General features: G+C 74.0%; 10 protein-coding genes. 4 read left to right on the top strand and 6 right to left on the bottom strand.

The window, feature by feature from the left end; translation table 11 throughout:
- The first annotated feature begins 94 nt into the window (after positions 1-94).
- On the top strand, positions 95-1,474 hold the full coding sequence (locus tag BBH68_RS27750; RefSeq protein ID WP_065966440.1) for an NAD(P)/FAD-dependent oxidoreductase: 1,380 nt from the start codon (positions 95-97) through the stop codon (positions 1,472-1,474).
- Positions 1,475-1,548: 74 nt separating this feature from the next.
- On the opposite strand, the gene BBH68_RS27745 is transcribed toward BBH68_RS27750, so the two are convergent.
- Positions 1,549-2,316: an HpcH/HpaI aldolase family protein gene (locus BBH68_RS27745; RefSeq protein WP_065966439.1), complete on the bottom strand. Its 768-nt coding sequence runs from the start codon at positions 2,314-2,316 to the stop codon at positions 1,549-1,551.
- 234 nt (positions 2,317-2,550) lie between these two features.
- Between BBH68_RS27745 and BBH68_RS27740 the strand changes: the two genes are divergently transcribed.
- Positions 2,551-3,381, top strand: coding sequence for a DeoR/GlpR family DNA-binding transcription regulator (locus BBH68_RS27740; RefSeq protein WP_065966438.1), 831 nt, complete (start codon positions 2,551-2,553; stop codon positions 3,379-3,381).
- Here BBH68_RS27740 and BBH68_RS27735 read toward each other — a convergent pair.
- Genes BBH68_RS27735 through BBH68_RS27725 form a run of 3 tightly spaced genes read right to left on the bottom strand, consistent with a single transcriptional unit; the run spans position 3,371 to position 11,336 of the window.
- Positions 3,371-5,959: an alpha-L-rhamnosidase gene (locus BBH68_RS27735; protein ID WP_245738338.1), complete on the bottom strand. Its 2,589-nt coding sequence runs from the start codon at positions 5,957-5,959 to the stop codon at positions 3,371-3,373. The two genes, BBH68_RS27740 and BBH68_RS27735, sit on opposite strands and share 11 nt — an antisense overlap.
- On the bottom strand, positions 5,956-10,035 hold the full coding sequence (locus BBH68_RS42775; RefSeq protein WP_065966436.1) for a hypothetical protein: 4,080 nt from the start codon (positions 10,033-10,035) through the stop codon (positions 5,956-5,958). Before BBH68_RS42775 ends, BBH68_RS27735 begins: the two co-directional genes overlap by 4 nt.
- A complete protein-coding gene (locus BBH68_RS27725) occupies positions 10,032-11,336 on the bottom strand; it encodes an MFS transporter (RefSeq protein ID WP_065966435.1) in 1,305 nt (434 codons plus the stop codon). The genes BBH68_RS42775 and BBH68_RS27725 overlap by 4 nt, the downstream gene beginning before the upstream one ends.
- Before the next feature lie 259 nt (positions 11,337-11,595).
- On the opposite strand from BBH68_RS27725, the gene BBH68_RS27720 reads away from it, so the two are divergent.
- Positions 11,596-12,657: a LacI family DNA-binding transcriptional regulator gene (locus BBH68_RS27720; protein WP_079151232.1), complete on the top strand. Its 1,062-nt coding sequence runs from the start codon at positions 11,596-11,598 to the stop codon at positions 12,655-12,657.
- A gap of 38 nt (positions 12,658-12,695) precedes the next feature.
- On the opposite strand, the gene BBH68_RS27715 is transcribed toward BBH68_RS27720, so the two are convergent.
- Positions 12,696-13,262, bottom strand: coding sequence for a snapalysin family zinc-dependent metalloprotease (locus BBH68_RS27715; protein WP_065966434.1), 567 nt, complete (start codon positions 13,260-13,262; stop codon positions 12,696-12,698).
- Positions 13,263-13,551: 289 nt separating this feature from the next.
- On the opposite strand from BBH68_RS27715, the gene recQ reads away from it, so the two are divergent.
- Positions 13,552-15,393: a DNA helicase RecQ gene (recQ, locus tag BBH68_RS27710; RefSeq protein WP_065966457.1), complete on the top strand. Its 1,842-nt coding sequence runs from the start codon at positions 13,552-13,554 to the stop codon at positions 15,391-15,393.
- 66 nt (positions 15,394-15,459) lie between these two features.
- Here the strand turns inward: recQ and htpG are convergent, their stop codons facing one another.
- The gene (gene htpG / locus BBH68_RS27705) at positions 15,460-17,406 is read right to left on the bottom strand and encodes a molecular chaperone HtpG (protein WP_245738341.1); all 1,947 of its coding nucleotides are present in this window, start codon (positions 17,404-17,406) and stop codon (positions 15,460-15,462) included.
- Between the last annotated feature and the right edge of the window lie 59 nt (positions 17,407-17,465).

Genomic DNA, 17,465 nt, shown 5'->3' with positions numbered 1-17,465 from the left:
CCCGAGCCCGGCGCCCCCAGGCTTGGGCCGTACTGATCACGTGCTGACCACGTACTGACTCACGTACGGAGCACCGGGGACGAGGGGGCGTGGGATGGGCGGCGGCGCGGTGGTGATGGGCGGCGGGCTCGCGGGCACCCTGGCCGTGGCCGCGCTGCTCGGCCACGTGGACACGGTCACCGTCGTCGAGCGCGACCGCTACCCGGAGCGGCCGGTCTTCCGCAAGGGGGTGCCCCAGGGCCGCCACCTCCATGTCTTCCTCTCCGGCGGACAGCGGGCCCTGGAGAGGCTGTTCCCCGGGATCGTCGCGGAGCTGGAGGCGGCCGGCGCACACCGCATGGAGGCGCCGCGCGATGTGCTCACCAGGTCCCGGAACGGCTGGCACCGCCGGCTGCACGAGGGCCGCCACGCCGTGATCAGCTGCACCCGCCCGCTCCTGGACACCACCGTACGGGCGCGGGTCCTGGCGGAGGCCGCCGGTTCGGGGACCCGGGTCGAGGTGCTCCAGGCCTGCGAGGCGGTCGGGCTCCTCGGCGACGCGGAGCGGGTGACCGGGGTGCGGACGCGCTCGCGCGACACCGGGCGCGCCGAGCGGGACCTGCCCGCCGACCTGGTCGTCGACGCCTCCGGGCGCGGCTCGCGCGCCCCGAGATGGCTGGCGGAGCTGGGCCGCCCGGCGCCGCGCGAAGAGGTGATCGACGCCGGAATCGGCTACACCACCCAGATGTTCCGGCCCGCCGAGCCGCTGCCCATGGCCGTGGTCATCGAAGCCAGGCCCGATCTCCCGCGCGGCGCAGCCTGGTCGCCCGTCGAGGGCGGCAACTGGCTGCTGACCCTGGCCGGGATGCGCGGCCACCACCCGCCGACCGACGGCTCGGCGGTACCCGACTTCGTGGCGTCGCTCGGCGAGCCGTATCTGCGCGACCACCTGGGGACCTGCGAGGCGGTGTCCCCGCCGTACGCCTACCGCGACACGGCCAACCGGCGCCGCTACTACCACTCGGCGGGCGGCGTCCCCGAGGGGTTCGTCGCGGTCTCCGACGCCGCCTGCACCTTCAACCCCGTCTACGGGCAGGGCATGTCGGTGGCCGCTCTGAGCGGGCTGGCCCTGCGGGAGTGCCTGGCCGACGGGGGCCCGCGCCGCCCCGGCTTCGCGGCCCGCGCCCAGCGCGCCGTCGCCCGCGCGGGCGAGACCGCCTGGCTGACCGCCGTCGGCGCGGACCGCCCGTACGTCGCCGGTGGGCCGGCGACCCCGCCGGGGGCCGCCGAGCGCCTGCAGACCTGGTACTTCGGCCGGCTGGCGGACCGGGCCACCCACGACCCGGTGGTGGGCGCCGCCTTCCGTGACGTCACCCATCTGGCCGCGCCGCCGACCCGGCTGCTGTCCCCCGCGGTCGCCCTGCGCACGGTGCTGCTGCCGCGGCGGCCGGGGCCGGCGGGCATTCCGCTGCGGGTGGAGGGCGCGGCGGGTTAGCTCCACGGCGCGAGGGCGGGTCAGCTCCGCGGCGCCGGGTTGGCTCCGCGGCGTGATGGCGGGCTGGGGAGACGTCAGCCGCGGGCGTCGCGGAGGTGGGCGGCCGCGGCCTGCTCCAGGTGGACCAGGTCGCTGCTGACCGTGGCGAAGGTGAAGCCCTGGGCCAGCCGCTTGGCGGCCGTGACGCCGTCCGGGCAGTGGATGCCGGCCGCGATGCCCGCGGACTTCGCCGCCTCGGCCACCGTGGTGAGGGCCGCGTCGAACGCCTCGGCGACCGAGGGGTCGGTCGAGGTGCGCCCGCCGAGCGCGATGGTGAGGTCGGAGGGGCCGATGTAGACGCCGTCGAGCCCCTCGGTCGCGCAGATCTCCGCGGTGTTGCCGAGCGCCTGGGCGGTCTCGATCATCACCACGCAGGCGACCTGCTCGTTGGCCTCGGCCGGGGTCGGCCCCACCCGCAGCCCCGAGCGCATCGGGCCGTAGCTGCGGACGCCGTGCGGGGGGTAGCGGCAGGCGCGCACCGCGGCGGCCGCCTCTTCGGCGGTGTTGACCAGCGGCACGATGACACCGCGGGCGCCGGCGTCGAGGGCCTGGCCGATCCAGAACCCGTCGTTGGCGGGGACCCGCACCATGCCGGCGCAGGTGCCGCGCGCGTCGATGGCGGTCATCGCGCCGAGGGTGCCCTTGTAGTCGAGCAGGCCGTGCTGGGCGTCCACGCAGACGTAGTCGTAGCCGAGGCCGGCCAGGCGCTCGGTGCCGACCGGGTTGTCGAGGACCACCCAGTAGCCGAGGATCCGCTCGCGTGCGCGCAGCCGGGCCGCGAAGTCGGCGGGGGAGGTTGTCATGGTCTCAGTCTCTCCGGTCGGGGTCGGGGGGCGCGCTCTCCGCCTGCATCTGATCTCCCCACCCAGTGCGTGTTATGAGCGACACGCTCGCATGGTTGCGCGTAACACGCAAGTATTTGGACCATCACAGCGAGGGAAGGGCGCGGAATGCGCAGAATGCTAAGGTAACCCGCCCGTGCGGCTGACGAGACGGCCGGGCGAGTGAGTCCTCAAAAAGGGGAGGGGACGGCAGGCATGAGTCCGGCAGGTATCCGCACAGCACGCACGACGGCCGAGCCGACGGGGGCGCAGGACCGCAGGAGGCTGCGGGCCCGGGATCGCCGGGCGCTGATCGCGCGCATGGTCCAGACCGACGGGGCCGTGGTCGTGGAGGAGCTGGCCCGCTCCCTGGACGTCACCCCGTCCACGATCCGCCGGGATCTGGCCCTGCTCACCGAGCAGGGCACCATCGCCCGCACCTACGGCGGCGCGATGGTCGCGGGCCACACGGCCGAGCCGACGCTCGGCCAGCGCAGCGGGCTGGCCGTCGCCGAGAAGGACCGCATCGGGCGCTGGGCGGCCGCGCGGATCGCGCAGGGCGACACCGTCATCCTGGACGCCGGCACCACCACCGGCCGGCTCGCCCACCATCTGCGCGGCCGCACCGAACTGACGGTCATCACCAGCGGGCTGACGGCCCTGCGGGAGCTGGCCGAGGCGGACGGCATCGAGCTGATCACGCTGGCCGGGACGCTGCGCCAGGTCAGCCAGGGCTTCGTCGGCCCGCTCGCCGAGCTGACCCTGACCCGGCTCACCGCGGACAAGGTGTTCCTGGGCGCCGACGGCCTCGACGCGAAGCTCGGCATCTGCGAGGCCAGCCTCCAGCAGACGGCGCTCAAGGAGCTGATGGCCCAGCGCGGCGGGCAGGTGTACGTACTGGCCGACAGCAGCAAGCTCGGCCAGTCGCCCTTCACCGCCTGGGCCCCGCTGACCGGCCCCTGGACGCTGGTCACCGACAGCGGCGCCACCGACGACCAGCTCGCGCCCTTCCGCGCCCTGCCCGACGTGGACGTGGTCACCGCGTGAAGGTGTGCCTCCCCGAGCCCACCTCGAAGGGCCGGTCGTCGCCCGGCAGCCGGACCTCGGCCCGGGTGTTCGGCGGCACCAGCGCCTCGACGACCAGCCGCTCGCCCTCGTACCGCCAGCCCGCCTCGGCCCGCCCGTACGGGGTGAGATGGGCGGCCCCGGCGTGGCGGAGCCCGCCGCCGGGGACGGGCGCGATCCGCAGCCGCCGCCAGCCGGGGGCGGCCGGGGCCAGGCCGGCCACGGTGCGGTGCAGCCAGTCGGCGACCGCGCCGAGGGCGTAGTGGTTGAAGGAGGTCATCTCGCCCGGGTTGACGGTGCCGTCGGGCAGCATGGAGTCCCAGCGCTCCCAGATGGTGGTCGCGCCCATGGTGACCGGGTACAGCCAGGACGGGCAGCCCCGCTCCAGCAGCATCCGGTAGGCGAGTTCCGGCTCACCGGCCTCGCACAGCGCGTCGCAGATCAGCGGGGTGCCCGCGAATCCCGTGGCGATCCGGAAGTCCGCCTCCCGCACGATGGCGGCCAGCCGCTCCCCGGCCCCCGCCCGCTGGCGCTCGGTGGGCAGCAGCGCGAAGCACAGCGCCAGCGCGTAGGCGGTCTGCGCGTCGGAGGACAGCCGCCCGGCCGGGGTCACGAACCGCTCGCCGAAGGCCGCCCGCGCCTCCTTCGCCAGCGCCTCGTAGCGCCGCGCGTCGTCGTCCTCGCCCAGCAGCCGGGCGGTCCGCGCCAGCACTTCGGCCGAGCGCGCCAGGTAGGCGGCGGCCACCAGGTCGCCGTCGGTCCGCGCGGCCTCCGGGCTCTCCGGCGGCGCCGCCGGGTCCAGCCAGTCGCCCAGGTGGCGCTGGTGCCACACGCCGCCGCCCTCGCGCGCGTACCGGGCGGCGGTCTCCACCCAGCCGCGCATGCTCGGGTACTGGTCGCGCAGCACGCCCAGGTCGCCGAAGCGCTGGTGGAGCACCCACGGCAGCAGCACCGCGACATCGGCCCAGACGGCCTGCGCTCTGGGGAAGACCTCGAACTCCTGCGGAACGGCGTCGGGCACCACCAGCGGCGGCACCCGCTCGGGGTGGGTCAGCTGCTCGGCGGCCAGGTCGCGCAGCCAGCCGGCGAGCATGCCGGAGCAGTCGTACAGGAAGGTGGCGGTCGGCGCGAACACCTGGATGTCGCCGGTCCAGCCCAGGCGTTCGTCGCGCTGCGGGCAGTCGGTGGGGATGTCCAGGAAGTTGCCGCGCATGCTCCACACGACGTTCTCGTGGAGCCGCTCCACCAACGGCTCGGAGCAGGAGAACCAGCCGGTGCGCGCCATGTCGGTGTGCAGGACGACGGCGCGGACGTCGGCCGGGTCCAGCGGCCCGGGCCAGCCGGTGACCTCGGCGTAGCGGAAGCCGTGGAAGGTGAACCGCGGCTCGTAGGTCTCGGGGCCCCCGCCGCGCAGGGTGTAGACGTCGGTGGCCTTCGCCTCGCGCAGCGGCCGCACTCCCAGCTCCCCGCCTTCCAGCACCTCGGCGTGGCGCAGGGTGACGGTGTGCCCGGCCGGGCCGCTGACGGTGATGCGCAGCCGCCCCACCAGGTTCTGGCCGAAGTCCAGGACGGTACGGCCGGACGGCGTGGTGATGACCTCGACCGGGGCCACGGTCCGCACCCGGCGCACCGGCGGGCCGGTCGGCGCGACCAGCGCCCCGGCCGGCGGGGCGGTGTGCCGCACCGGGCCCCAGCCGGTGGTGTCGTGTCCGGGGCGGGACCAGCCGTCGCGCTCCAGGCGGGCGTCGTATACCTCGCCGTCGTAGATCTCCGAGCGCAGCAGGGGCCCGGTGGCCGCCCGCCAGCCCCTGTCGGTGGCCACGGTCTCCCGCGAGCCGTCCGCGTAGCGGATCTCCAGCTGCGCCAGCAGGGCGGTCTCCTCGCCCCAGATGGCGCGCCGCCCGCCCCCGAAGCCGATGCGGCCCGCGTACCAGCCCTCCCCCAGCAGCGCGCCGACGGCGTTCGGGCCCTCGCGCAGCAGGGCGGTCACGTCGAAGGTCTGGTAGCGCAGCCGGTGGGCGTACGAGGTCCAGCCCGGCGCCAGGACGTGGTCGCCCACCCGCGCCCCGTTGAGCTCGGCCTCGTAGACCCCGCAGGCGGTGGTGTACAGCCGCGCCGAGGCCACCGGGCCGCGGACGGTGAACTCGCGGCGCAGCAGGGCGACGGGGCGCGGGCCGTCCGCGTGGGACCCGCCGGGGGTGACGGGGCGGGCCGTCCAGTCGTCGGGCCGCAGCAGCCCCGCCTCCGCGTGGGCGGGCTCGGACCACGCGGAGGGCCCGTCGCCGCCGCTGCCCCAGACGCGCACCCGCACCGCCACCCGCTGCCGGGAGCGCAGCGCCGGGCCCGGCCAGGGGACGAGCACGCTGTCCGCGGACTCCACCCGCCCGGACGCGGCCAGTTCGGTGCCGTCCTCGGCGAACACCCGCAGCTCGTAGGCGGTCTGTTGCCAGTTTTCGGCCTCGGTCTCGGTGCGCCAGCTCAGCCGGGGCTCGGCCTCGCCGATGCCCAGCGGCTCCCGGTGGTGTTCGAAGACCGGTGTGGTGACCTGCACGGGCTTCATTCCTTTACGAGTCGGAGTCGTACCGGGCCGAACAGGCCCGTCCGTACCTGGCCGGCCGCGACGGCGCGGGTCGGCGAGGCGTCGTCGAGGTATCCGGCGAGCGTGCCGCTCACGACGATCTCGATGTCGTTGTCGCCCGCTTTCAGGGCGTCGGTGACCTCGACCGTCCACGGCCCCCACACCCGGCGGCCGGCCGGGGCGCCGTTGACGTGGATCTCGGCGGTGCCGCGGACCTCCCCCAGGTCGAGCAGGGTCCGCCCGGCCGGGGACCGCGGCAGGTGGACGGTGGTGCGGTAGCGGACCCGTCCGCCCAGGGCGCGCAGCCCGAGCTCCTCCCAGGGGACGAGGTCCACCGGGGCCTCGGCGACCTCGGCCTCGATCGCCGCGTCGAGCAGCGCGCCGCCCCGGCGGCCGTCCACCGCGGCCACCTCCAGCAGCACCGGGGTGGCGGCGGCCAGCGGGGCGGGCAGCCGCACCCGGCCCTCGCGGTCCGTGGCGTACCTCCGGCCCTCGATCTCGACCGTGACGTCGAGCGGGGTGGGGACGCGCAGCGCGACGGTGCCGAGCGGGGCGGGGAAGCGCAGCCGCTCCACCCGCTCGGGGCCGGGCGCCAGGTCGGGCACGAGGGGTTCGACGACATCGCCGGGGGCGGCGGCCGGCTCCAGCCAGTGGGCGCCGGGCAGCGGGTGGGGACGGGCCCAGGAACACACCCAGCGCGGGTCGCGGCCCCCGCTCGCGGTGCGCCGCCGCAGCGGTACGGGCGCGCCGTCGCGGCTCGCCCGCCAGTCGCCGCTGCCGCTGAGCCAGCCGGGGCCGCCGCGCGCCGGCGGGGCCGAGTCCAGGGCCGCCCCGGTCGGGGTGGTGCCGGCGTCGGTGACCCGCAGGGTGAGGGTGTTCTCGCCGACGCGCAGCAGCTCGCCGAGGTCGTACGGGTGGACGCGGATGTCACGGTGGCCGGGGTACGGGCTGAAGTCGCCCTGGCGGCCCACCTCGACGCCGTTGACCAGGACGGCGCAGGCGCCGTCGGCGGCGACCTGGACGACCGGGTCGTCCGGGAGGCGGTCCAGGCGCGCCCGCAGCGTCAGCTCGTGGGTGCGTCCCGGCACCGAGCCGTCCCCGGCCTCCATCCACTCCGGGCGGCGGAAGGCGTCCGGGTCGCGGACCACCGCGAAGGACGCGCGCACCGGCCCGTCCTCGACGGCCGTCAGCTCGATCTCGAGGGCGACGGTGCGGCCGCGGGCGGAGGCGGGCAGCGGGCTGAAGGTGCGGTAGCCCTCCCCCTCCAGGGGCAGCTCCGCCCCGTCGAGCAGCACCCGGCGCGCCGCGCCCGCGCCCACCGCGAGGTGCAGCCCCTCGCGGTCGGGGATGGTCAGATGGGTACGGACGGCCACCCGGCCGCCGGCCGGGACGGCCCGCCAGTCCAGGAACTCCTCGGGGACGTAGCCCTTGGGGCCCAGCCGCTCGTCGTGCAGCGGGTCGTCGGGGATGCCCCGGGACAGCGACCACCTGGCGGGCCGCCACTGGTCCGAGTCGGGGCCCTGGACCAGCGCGAAGGGGCCGAACCCGGCGGTGACGGGCCGCCACCGGGCGCCGTCGGGGCCCTCGCCCGGGTCCAGGTGCTCCAGGCGCCAGACCTCGATGGGCAGCACCCCGGTGCGGTGGGCCGCCGCGAGGTCCCCGTCGCTGTTGTCGAGGGTGGAGGTGGCAAGCCCGCGCCAGGGGCCCGGCAGCGGAATGGTCTCCCGGGCCGGGCCGAGGGGGGCGCGGGTCGGCTCGGGCAGCTCCTCGGCGAGCACCACGAGCGCCACCGCGCCGTCCTCGAACGCCACCTCGAGCAGCCAGGCCCCGTCGGGCGCCCGGGTCACGGCCAGTTCGGTGCGGTCGCCGGTGCCCGGGTCCCAGCGCTGGGCGCGCGGCCGGGCCGGGCCCTCGACCCGGACCCGGGCCGTGCGGCCGTCGGCGGGGACGAAGTCGTAGCCGGCGGTGCGCAGTTGCTCCCAGTACCGCTCCCAGGAGAAGCCCTCGGTGGGCCAGTCGCCCATGGGGAAGCCGACGATCGGCGCCCTGGTGCCGGTGGTGTCGTCGTGGGCGGTCAGGGCGAGGACCAGCGCGTCGCGGTGGCGGCGGAGCAGGTACGGGGCGTCGGCGGTGATCCGCAGCGGGCCGCGGGCCACCGCCTCGGGCACCTGCTCGGCGCGCTCGACGACGGTGATCAGGCCGCGCGCGACGGCGTCGGCGAACAGCCGCGCGGCGTCGGGGCCGTCGGTGGCCGGGTCATCGGTGTCGGGACCGCGGGCGTCGGGACCGCCGGGGAACAGTTCGGGCGCGCGGGCCACGCACACCACGCGGCCGCCCGCCGTGGCGAAGCGGACCAGGGTGCGGGCCGCCGCGGCGCCCAGCGCCCGCGGCCCGGGCAGCACCACGGTGCGGTAGCGCTCGTGGCCGATGACCAGGGCGGCGCCCGTCTCGTCGGCGGTCACCTCGCCCCCGGCGAGCGTGTTCTCGTCGAAGGTGTCGTGGTCGAGGCCCGCGCGCTCCAGCACCCCGCGGCGCTCGGCGAACCAGCAGTTGACGCCGTTGAGCTCGTGGTAGAGGCGGCCGGCCTCCGTGGCCGGGGCGAGCGGGCCGTCCAGCGTGAGATACGCCTGCGCGGTGGTGGTCGGCGACAGCAGCACGGTGTCGCACACATGGCCGCCCTCGGTCAGCACGGAGCACAGCCGCGCCACGGCGGTGGCGAACACGTGGTACGAGGACCAGTACGGCTGGCGCCAGCAGGTGGACGGCGGCGCCCACTCCCACCAGCCGCCGACGGTGCTGTAGTAGACGGCGTGCGGGTCGTACAGGGTGGCGCCACGGCGCAGGAAGGGCGCGAGCCAGTCGTAGGTCTCCTCCAGCGTGCCGCCCCAGCCGGAGGAGTGGAACGCCTCGATCCAGGTGCGGCCGTGGCCCAGCGCGTGCGCCATCGAGCTGTGGACCTTGGCGTCGCCCCAGTGGTCGCTGCCCGGCGCCCCGTATCCGGCGTGGGTGCCCTGATAGTCGCCGTAGACCCGGACGCCGCCCACCGGGTCGCCCTCGCGGGCCGGTGAGGGCTGGTCGAAGCCGCAGACCAGGCCGTGCCGGGCGAAGAACGCCTCCTGCGGGTCGAAGAAGGCCCGGCGGCCCAGCCGGGCGCGGTGCTCGTGGTAGTCGCGGCGCACCCGCGCCGCGTGCGGGTCCCCGCCCTCCCACAGCGCCCACAGCTCGGGTACCAGGTCGTAGCCGTACGCCTCGGCGAAGGTCCCGGCGAAGTCGCGGCCCCAGGTGGGCAGGGCGGGCAGCTCGTCCTGGAAGAAGCCGCCGATGGCGCGGCCGAACCACTTTCCGACGTGCCGCTCGAGCGTGCCGTGCACCCGGTCCAGCAGCGCCGCGCAGGCGGCCTCGCCGAAGTAGTCGAAGCCGCTGACGCCGCTGTGCACCAGGGTGAGCTCGGCGGGGCCGCCGCTCCAGCGGGCCGCGCCGCCGACGACGGGCACGGCGACCCGCCCGGCCGGGCCGCCGCCGTCCCGGCCGCCGCCGTCCCGTGGCGCGCCGCCGTCCCGGGCGCCGCCGTCCCGTGAAGCACCGGCGTCCCGGGCGGGAACGGCGTACGCGGCGAGCGGGGTGTGCCCCGTGGGGGGCCGCACCACCGTCTCGCCGTCGCCCGCGACCACCCTCGTGCGGTAGAGGGCGAGCCCGGCGAACTCCGGGTGCTCGGCGGTCAGCCGGCCCTGGAAGTTGGCGCCCGAGAACCCGATCTGGTCGTACATCCACAGGCTGAAGCCCAGCTCCTCGGCGTCCGCGCAGACCCCGTCGAGCAGCCGCAGCCACTCCTCGCTCAGATACGGCGGGTCGTCCGCCAGCGAGCCGAAGGTCGGGCCGGTGGGCGCGAGGCACATCACCACGGCCTGCCGGATGCCCTGGGAGGTCAGCTCCGCCATCTGGCGGCGCAGCCGGTCCCGGGTGACCTTGGCGCCGCTCCACCACCAGATCGGCAGCGGCCCGTACTCGGGGGCGGGGTCGGTGAAGCGGGCCAGGAGCTCGCGGGCGCCGTCGGTCACGCCGCCGCCCGGCGCTCGGCCTCGATGCGGTCCAGGGACTTCCCGGCCGTGTCCGGCATGAAGAAGTAGCCGAGGCCGCCGCTGATGACCAGGAACGCGGTCAGCAGGGCCGCGATGGCGGTGATCCCGGTGTCGGCGAGGTGGGGCACGAAGTAGCTCCAGATGCCCAGGCAGGTGCGCGCCGCGCCGAAGGTGAAGCCCTGGGCGGTGCCGCGCAGCATGGTCGGGAAGAGCTCCTGGCTGAAGGTCTTGTAGACCGCCTCACCGGCCAGCGAGGCCCCGACACCGAACAGGAAGGTGTTCAGCAGGATCGTCGGCACGGTGAAGGGGAACCACAGGAACAGCGCGTAGGCGATGATCTGCATCACCGCGCCGACGGCCCACAGCATCCGGCGGGTGCGGTGGTCGCGGTCGGTCAGCGGCATGAACACCAGGACGGTCGCGGCGATGCCGACGCCGAACCCGGCGCAGGACAGCGCCACGCTGGTGCCCTGGCCCCCGGCGCCCAGGTTCTTGACCATGTACGGGGTGAACAGGCCCGCCGTGCCGGCGGCCAGGTTCCAGAAGAGGTAGAAGCTCCCGGTCCACAGCAGCGCCTTCAGGTGCGGTCCGCGGAACAGCTCCCGCACCCCGGCCGTGGCGGCCGCGCCCTTGCTCGCCGCGGCCTTCCACACCGCCGACTCGGTCATGCCCCGGCGCAGCGCCCAGGTGATCAGCGCGACCACGAACAGATGGAGGAAGACGATGCGGATGCCCAGCAGGTCGAGCGGGGAGAGGGCGAGCGCGAGCAGGAGCACGATCATCGGCCCGATGTTCCAGGCGACCTGGGTGAAGCCGAGCAGCTTGCCCCGGGCCCTGGCCGGCGAGAACTCCCCCACCAGGGCGAGCGAGGTCGGCACGTCGGCGCCCACGGCCACGCCCACCACGAAGGTGCCGATGAACAGCATCGCCGGGTTGACGGCGAGCGCGATGCACAGGATCGCGGCCGCGTAGATCAGCAGGTCCCACTGGTAGATCCGCTTGCGGCCGAGCTTGTCGCCGAGCCGGCCGCCGATGAAGGCGCCGACCGCCGCGCCGATGGCGTTGGGCCCGATCGCGGCGAGCGCTCCGACGCCCGTGACGCCCGAGTCGCTGAGGCCCAGTTCGTCCTGGAAGAGGGCCAGGCCCGCGCCCAGGGCCACGATCGACCCCGCGTCCAGGTACGAGGCCATGCCGGCCAGGACCGACCACTTCCACTGCTGACGGCTGACGGTGCCCTCGGCTTCGGCCGAGGAGTCCTGGGTGGCTTGATGCATGGTCATCCGGTCGCTCCCGTCCTCATTGACATGCCCCGGAGTCCCGACCCGGAGAAACGTTCGCACGACAGTTCGCGAGAAACGTGGAACGGTCTCCGAATTGAAACGACTCAAAGGTGGGCCGAGGGAGCTGCAAGGGTCAAGTCACGGGCGCATAACAATGAGATTCCGTGCGATGCCGGGGCCGACGGCGACCGCCCCCTTCGACGGCGTACAGTGCGGACCGTAGACCGTTTCACGAGACAGTTACCCGGAAGGCAGCTCCATGGCCCCCACGAGCGACCGGCGACGCCGCGTGACGATCACCGATGTCGCGCGGCACGCCGGTGTCTCGAAGTCGGCCGTGTCCAAGGTGCTGCGCAACGCCTACGGGGTGAGCCCCGCGATGCGCGAGCGGGTGAGCGCGGCCATGGCCGAGCTCGACTACCGCCCGCACGCGGCCGCCCGCGGCATGCGCGGCCGTACGTACACGATCGGCGTCCTGCTGGACAACATCCGCAACGCCTTCTTCGCGGACATCCTCGACGGTGTCAACACCGAGCTGCGCGACGGCGACTACCAGGTGCTGATCGGCGCCGCCGGCTTCGCGGAGGAGGACCAGACCAAGCTGGCCCGGGCCCTGGTGGACCGCCAGATGGACGGGCTGATCCTCATCGGGCCGGGCTTCCCGCGCGCCGAGGTGCTGCGGACGGCGGCCACCGTGCCCACGGTGGTGATCGGCCACCACGACGTGGCGGAGGAACACGACTCGGTCGTCGACGCCGACGCCCTGGGCGCGGGTCTGGTGGTCGACCACCTGGTCGGGCTCGGCCACCGCCGGATCGCCCTGACCTCCACCGCCGGCAACCGGGGCAGCGGCTGGACGGGCACCCCGGAGCGGGTCCAGCGCCGCGGCTACCACGAGGCGATGCGCCGCCACGGCCTCGGGGACCTGGCGCGGGTCGCCATGACCGCCTTCTCCGAGGAGGGCGGCTACCGGGCCGGGATGGAGCTGCTGGCCTCGGCGGAGCGGCCCACCGCCGTCTTCGCGGGGGCGGACGTGGCCGCCATGGGCGTCTTCCGGGCCGCGCGCGAGCTGGGGCTGCGGATCCCCGAGGACTTCTCGCTGGTCGGCTACAACAACACCGCCGTTGCCGCGCTCGCCCCCGTCCGGCTGACCAGCGTCGACCAGGCGGGCGGCCTGATGGGCGCGACGGCGGCGCGGCTGCTGCTGGAGCGCGTCGAGGGCCGCACCCGGTCCGTCCTGATGACCGTCTCCCCCACCCTGGTCCACCGCGACACCACGGGCCCGCCGCCGCCCGAGCCCGCCGGGCCGCCCGGCGGGTGAGCCGGGCGGCCCGGGCGCTCACGGCCCCGCGCCGTGCATCAGTCCACGAAGAGCAGGTCACGCGTGGCGGCCGTGCCCGTGAGGGCGGTGGCGAAGTTGTCCTCGACCTCCGCCTTCTCGGCCGCGTTGGGGTTGGGGTTGGTGCAGGAGACGCCGGCCGTGGAGCCGGACATCAGGCTGGAGCAGGGGCCGGGCTTCATGTCCGGCAGGCCCAGGATGTGGCCCAGCTCGTGGGACGAGATGCGCACGGTGTTGTAGCCCTGGCCGACGGCCTGGCGGCCGAAGTAGATCGTGCCGCTGCCCAGACTCGTCGTGGCGGTGCGCGGCCAGCCGTCGTCCGCGATGATGCGGATGTTGGCCCGCTGGCCCGTGGCGACCGGCTTCAGCTGCACGTTGGCCACGCCGGCGTTCCAGATCCCGGCGCCCTTGGTGACGGCGTCCTTGAACTCCGCCGCCTGGGACGCGTCGTACGTCAGCACCCGCGCGGCGACGGCGTGCGGCTGCGCCGCTCCGGGCGCGGGCGCCGCCACCGCCTGGCCGCCCGCCAGGGCGAGCACCGCGACCGCGACGGCGGGTAATGCGCGCAGGGCCTTGCTGGATCTCACGATCGGCCTCCTCGTGGGGTAAGGGCTGAATCGATGTGCGGCTCCGCCGCGTTCTTGACGCGAGCATGACCAGCCTGCCCGCCTCAGGGCCACACTGCCCACTCACAGCCCTCCCCAACCGACCCCTTCGGGTGTCCGTCCCACGGCACGATCCACCCCTTCGGCCTACTAGACTCGCCGGGTGGCTCTCCCCGAGAACGATCCCCTCACGAACGGTGACCTCACGAACGGTGACCTCAGCGACCCGGCCCCCAGCAGCCCGGACGACAGAGAGCCGGACCCGGGCGACATGAGCGACGCGCTGCGCGTCCTGCGCCGGGTCTTCGGCTACGACTCGTTCCGGGGCGAGCAGCAGGAGATCATCGACCATGTCGTGGCCGGCGGCGACGCGCTGGTCCTGATGCCGACCGGCGGCGGCAAGTCGCTGTGCTACCAGATCCCCGCGCTGGTCCGTAAGGGCGTCGGCGTCGTCGTCTCGCCGCTCATCGCGCTGATGCAGGACCAGGTCGACGCGCTGCGGGCGCTCGGCGTACGGGCCGGGTTCCTCAACTCCACCCAGGACCTGGACGAGCGGCGGCTGGTGGAGGCGGAGTTCCTCGCGGGCGAGCTGGACCTGCTCTACCTGGCGCCGGAGCGGCTGCGGGTGGAGTCCACGCTCGCGCTGCTGGGCCGGGGTTCGCTCTCGCTGTTCGCCATCGACGAGGCCCACTGCGTGGCCCAGTGGGGGCACGACTTCCGGCCCGACTACCTCGCCCTGTCCGAGCTGCACGAGCGCTGGCCCGACGTGCCGCGCATCGCGCTGACGGCCACGGCCACCGAGGCCACCCACGCCGAGATCGCCTCGCGGCTGAAGCTGCAGCACGCCCGCCACTTCGTGGCGAGCTTCGACCGGCCGAACATCCAGTACCGCATCGCGCCCAAGAACGACCCCAAGCGGCAGCTCCTGGAGCTGCTGCGCACCGAGCACCCGGGGGACGCGGGCATCGTCTACTGCCTGTCGCGGGCCTCGGTCGAGAAGACCGCCGAGTTCCTGGTGAAGAACGGGATCGACGCGCTCCCGTACCACGCGGGTCTGGACGCGCGGACCCGGGCCGAGCACCAGGCGCGGTTCCTGCGGGAGGACGGGCTGGTCATGGTCGCGACGATCGCGTTCGGCATGGGCATCGACAAGCCCGACGTCCGGTTCGTCGCCCATCTGGACCTGCCCAAGTCCGTCGAGGGCTACTACCAGGAGACGGGCCGGGCCGGGCGGGACGGGCTGCCCTCCACCGCCTGGCTGGCCTACGGCCTCCAGGACGTCGTGCAGCAGCGCAAGATGATCGACGGCTCGGAGGGCGACGCGGCCCACCGCCGCCGTCTCGCCGCCCACCTGGACGCGATGCTGGCGCTGTGCGAGACGGTCGAGTGCCGCCGGGTGGGGCTGCTCGCCTACTTCGGGCAGCGGAGCACCCCGTGCGGCAACTGTGACACCTGCCTGACGCCCCCGGAGGCGTGGGACGGCACCGTCGCCGCGCAGCAGCTGCTGTCGACGGTGGTGCGGCTCAAGCGGGAGCGCAACCAGAAGTTCGGCGCCGGCCAGGTGATCGACATCCTGCTCGGCAAGAAGACCGCCAAGGTGATCCAGTTCGACCACGACGCCCTGTCGGTGTTCGGGATCGGCACGGAGCTGCGCGAGGCCGAATGGCGGGGCGTGGTGCGCCAGTTGCTCGCCCAGGGGCTGCTCGCGGTGGAGGGCGACTACGGCACGCTGGTGCTCTCCGAGGCCAGCGCCGAGGTGCTGGGCGGGCGGCGCCAGGTCATGCTGCGGCGCGAGCCGGAGCGGGCGCCCCGGGCCGCCAAGGCGGGGTCCTCCGGCTCGTCCGCCAAGTCGGGCCGCGCCACCGCTCCGGTGGACCTGCCGCCCGAGGCGGTGCCGGTGTTCGAGGCGCTGCGCGCCTGGCGCGCGGCCACCGCCAAGGAGCAGGGCGTCCCCGCGTATGTGATCTTCCATGACGCGACGCTGCGCCAGATCGCCACGCTGTCCCCCGGCACCCTGGCGGAGCTGGGCACGGTCAGCGGCGTCGGCGAGAACAAGCTGGCCAAGTACGGGCAGCAGATCCTGGACACGCTCGCGCAGGCGCCTGCGGAGTGACACCCGCGCGGGCGGGGCGGCGCCCGCCCCGCCCGCGCGCGGTGTCCGTGCGACGGCGCTACCGCGTCACAGCGTGTGCTGGAGCCGGTCCGCCATCAGCTTGATGAAGCGCGCCGGGTCGCCGAGCTCGCCGCCCTCGGCGAGGACCGCCATGCCGTGGATGAGTTCGGCCGTCTCCGCCAGCCCCGCCGCGTCCGGGTCCGCGCTGTGGGCCTCGCGCAACCCGGTCACCAGCGGGTGGGTGGGGTTGAGCTCGAGGATGCGCTTGATCTGGGGCATGTCCTGGCCCATGGCGCGGAACATGTTCTCCAGCTGCGGCGTGACGTCATGGGTGTCGCCGACGACACAGGCGGGCGAGGTGGTGAGCCGGGAGGACAGCCGCACCTCCTTCACCTGCTCGCTGAGGGTCGTCGTCATCCAGGACAGCAGCTCGGCGAAGTCCTTCTTCCGCTGCTCGCGCTCGGCCTCGCCCTCCTTCTTCTCCTCCTCGGTGTCGAGGTCCACCTGCCCCTTGGCGATCGACTGGAACTGCTTGCCGTCGAACTCCGGCACGGAGCCGACCCACATCTCGTCGATCGGGTCGGTGAGCAGCAGCACCTCGTAGCCCTTCTCCCGGAAGGCCTCCATGTGCGGGGAGCTCTCGATGATGGAGCGCGACTCGCCCGTCATGTAGTAGATGTGCTGCTGCCCGTCCTTCATGCGGTCCAGGTACTGCCGCAGGGTGGTGGGCCGCTCCGGGTCGTGGGTCGAGGCGAAGGAGGAGATCTCCAGGATCGCGTCCCGGTTCTCGAAGTCGTCCAGCAGCCCTTCCTTGACGGCGCGGCCGAACTCCTTCCAGAACGTCGCGTAGCCCTCGGCGTTGTCGGACATCATGTCCTTGACCGTCGACAGCACCTTCTTGACCAGGCGCCGGCGCATCAGCTGGATCTGGCGGTCCTGCTGGAGGGTCTCGCGGGACACGTTCAGCGACAGGTCCTGCGCGTCGACCACGCCCTTGACGAAGCGCAGATACTCCGGCATGAGCTCTTCGCAGTCGTCCATGATGAAGACGCGCTTGACGTAGAGCTGCACACCGCGCTTGCGCTCCCGCATGAACAGGTCGAGCGGCGCCTGGGACGGGATGAACAGCAGCGCCTGGTACTCGAAGGTTCCTTCCGCCTGCATGCGGATGGTCTCGAGCGGGTTGTTCCAGTCGTGGCTGATGTGCTTGTAGAACTCGTGGTACTCGTCGTCGGAGACCTCGTCCCTGGAGCGCGCCCACAGGGCCTTCATCGAGTTGAGCGTCTCCAGCCGCGGCTCGTCCCCGGCCTTCTCCCCGGCCTTCTCCCCGGCCTCGTCCTGGGACTTGTCCGCCTCCGCCTCCGCCTCCGCCTCCGCGTCCGTGGTCGCGTCCGCGTCCGCGTCCGCGTTCGTGGACTCGGCGGCCATGCGGATGGGCCAGGTGATGAAGTCGGAGTACCGCTTGACGATCTCCTTGATCTTCCACGGCGAGGTGTAGTCGAAGAGGGAGTCCTCGGTGTCCTCCGGCTTGAGCCGCAGGATGACGGAGGTGCCCTGGGGCGCCTCGTCCAGCTCCTCGATGGTGTAGGTGCCCTCACCCGTGGACTCCCAGCGGGTGCCCCGGGTCTCCGTGGCGTGGCGGGTCACCAGGGTGACCTGGTCGGCCACCATGAAGCCGGAGTAGAAGCCGACGCCGAACTGCCCGATCAGGTCCTGCGAAGCGGCGGCGTCCTTCGACTCCTTCAGCTCGCGCAGGAACTCGGCGGTGCCGGACTTGGCTATGGTGCCGATGAGCCCGACCACCTCGTCGTGGGTCATGCCGATGCCGTTGTCGCGCACGGTCAGCGTGCGGTGCTCCTTGTCGACCTCGATCTCGATGTGGAGATCGGAGGTGTCCGCCCGCAGCTCGGTGCCGCGCAGCGCCTCCAGCCGCAACTTGTCCAACGCGTCGGAGGCGTTGGAGATCAGCTCCCGCAGGAAGACGTCCTTGTTGGAGTAAATGGAGTGGATCATCAACTGCAGGAGCTGGCGCGCCTCGACCTGAAACTCGAACGTCTCGGCCTGTGTGTTCA

It is taken from the genome of Streptomyces sparsogenes (assembly GCF_001704635.1).
Classification (GTDB): domain Bacteria; phylum Actinomycetota; class Actinomycetes; order Streptomycetales; family Streptomycetaceae; genus Streptomyces; species Streptomyces sparsogenes.
Note: the sequence above shows the minus strand (reverse complement) of the source record. Positions and strands in the feature narration are given on the sequence as shown.

Excerpts from the sequence above, each read along its gene's own strand:
- BBH68_RS27750 (WP_065966440.1), top strand. The coding sequence starts at position 95 with ATGGGCGGCGGCGCGGTGGTGATGGGCGGCGGGCTCGCGGGCACCCTG.
- BBH68_RS27745 (WP_065966439.1), bottom strand. The coding sequence starts at position 2,316 with ATGACAACCTCCCCCGCCGACTTCGCGGCCCGGCTGCGCGCACGCGAG.
- BBH68_RS27740 (WP_065966438.1), top strand. The coding sequence starts at position 2,551 with ATGAGTCCGGCAGGTATCCGCACAGCACGCACGACGGCCGAGCCGACG.
- BBH68_RS27735 (WP_245738338.1), bottom strand. The coding sequence starts at position 5,959 with ATGAAGCCCGTGCAGGTCACCACACCGGTCTTCGAACACCACCGGGAG.
- BBH68_RS27725 (WP_065966435.1), bottom strand. The coding sequence starts at position 11,336 with ATGACCATGCATCAAGCCACCCAGGACTCCTCGGCCGAAGCCGAGGGC.
- BBH68_RS27720 (WP_079151232.1), top strand. The coding sequence starts at position 11,596 with ATGGCCCCCACGAGCGACCGGCGACGCCGCGTGACGATCACCGATGTC.
- recQ (WP_065966457.1), top strand. The coding sequence starts at position 13,552 with ATGAGCGACGCGCTGCGCGTCCTGCGCCGGGTCTTCGGCTACGACTCG.
- htpG (WP_245738341.1), bottom strand. The coding sequence starts at position 17,406 with ATGATCCACTCCATTTACTCCAACAAGGACGTCTTCCTGCGGGAGCTG.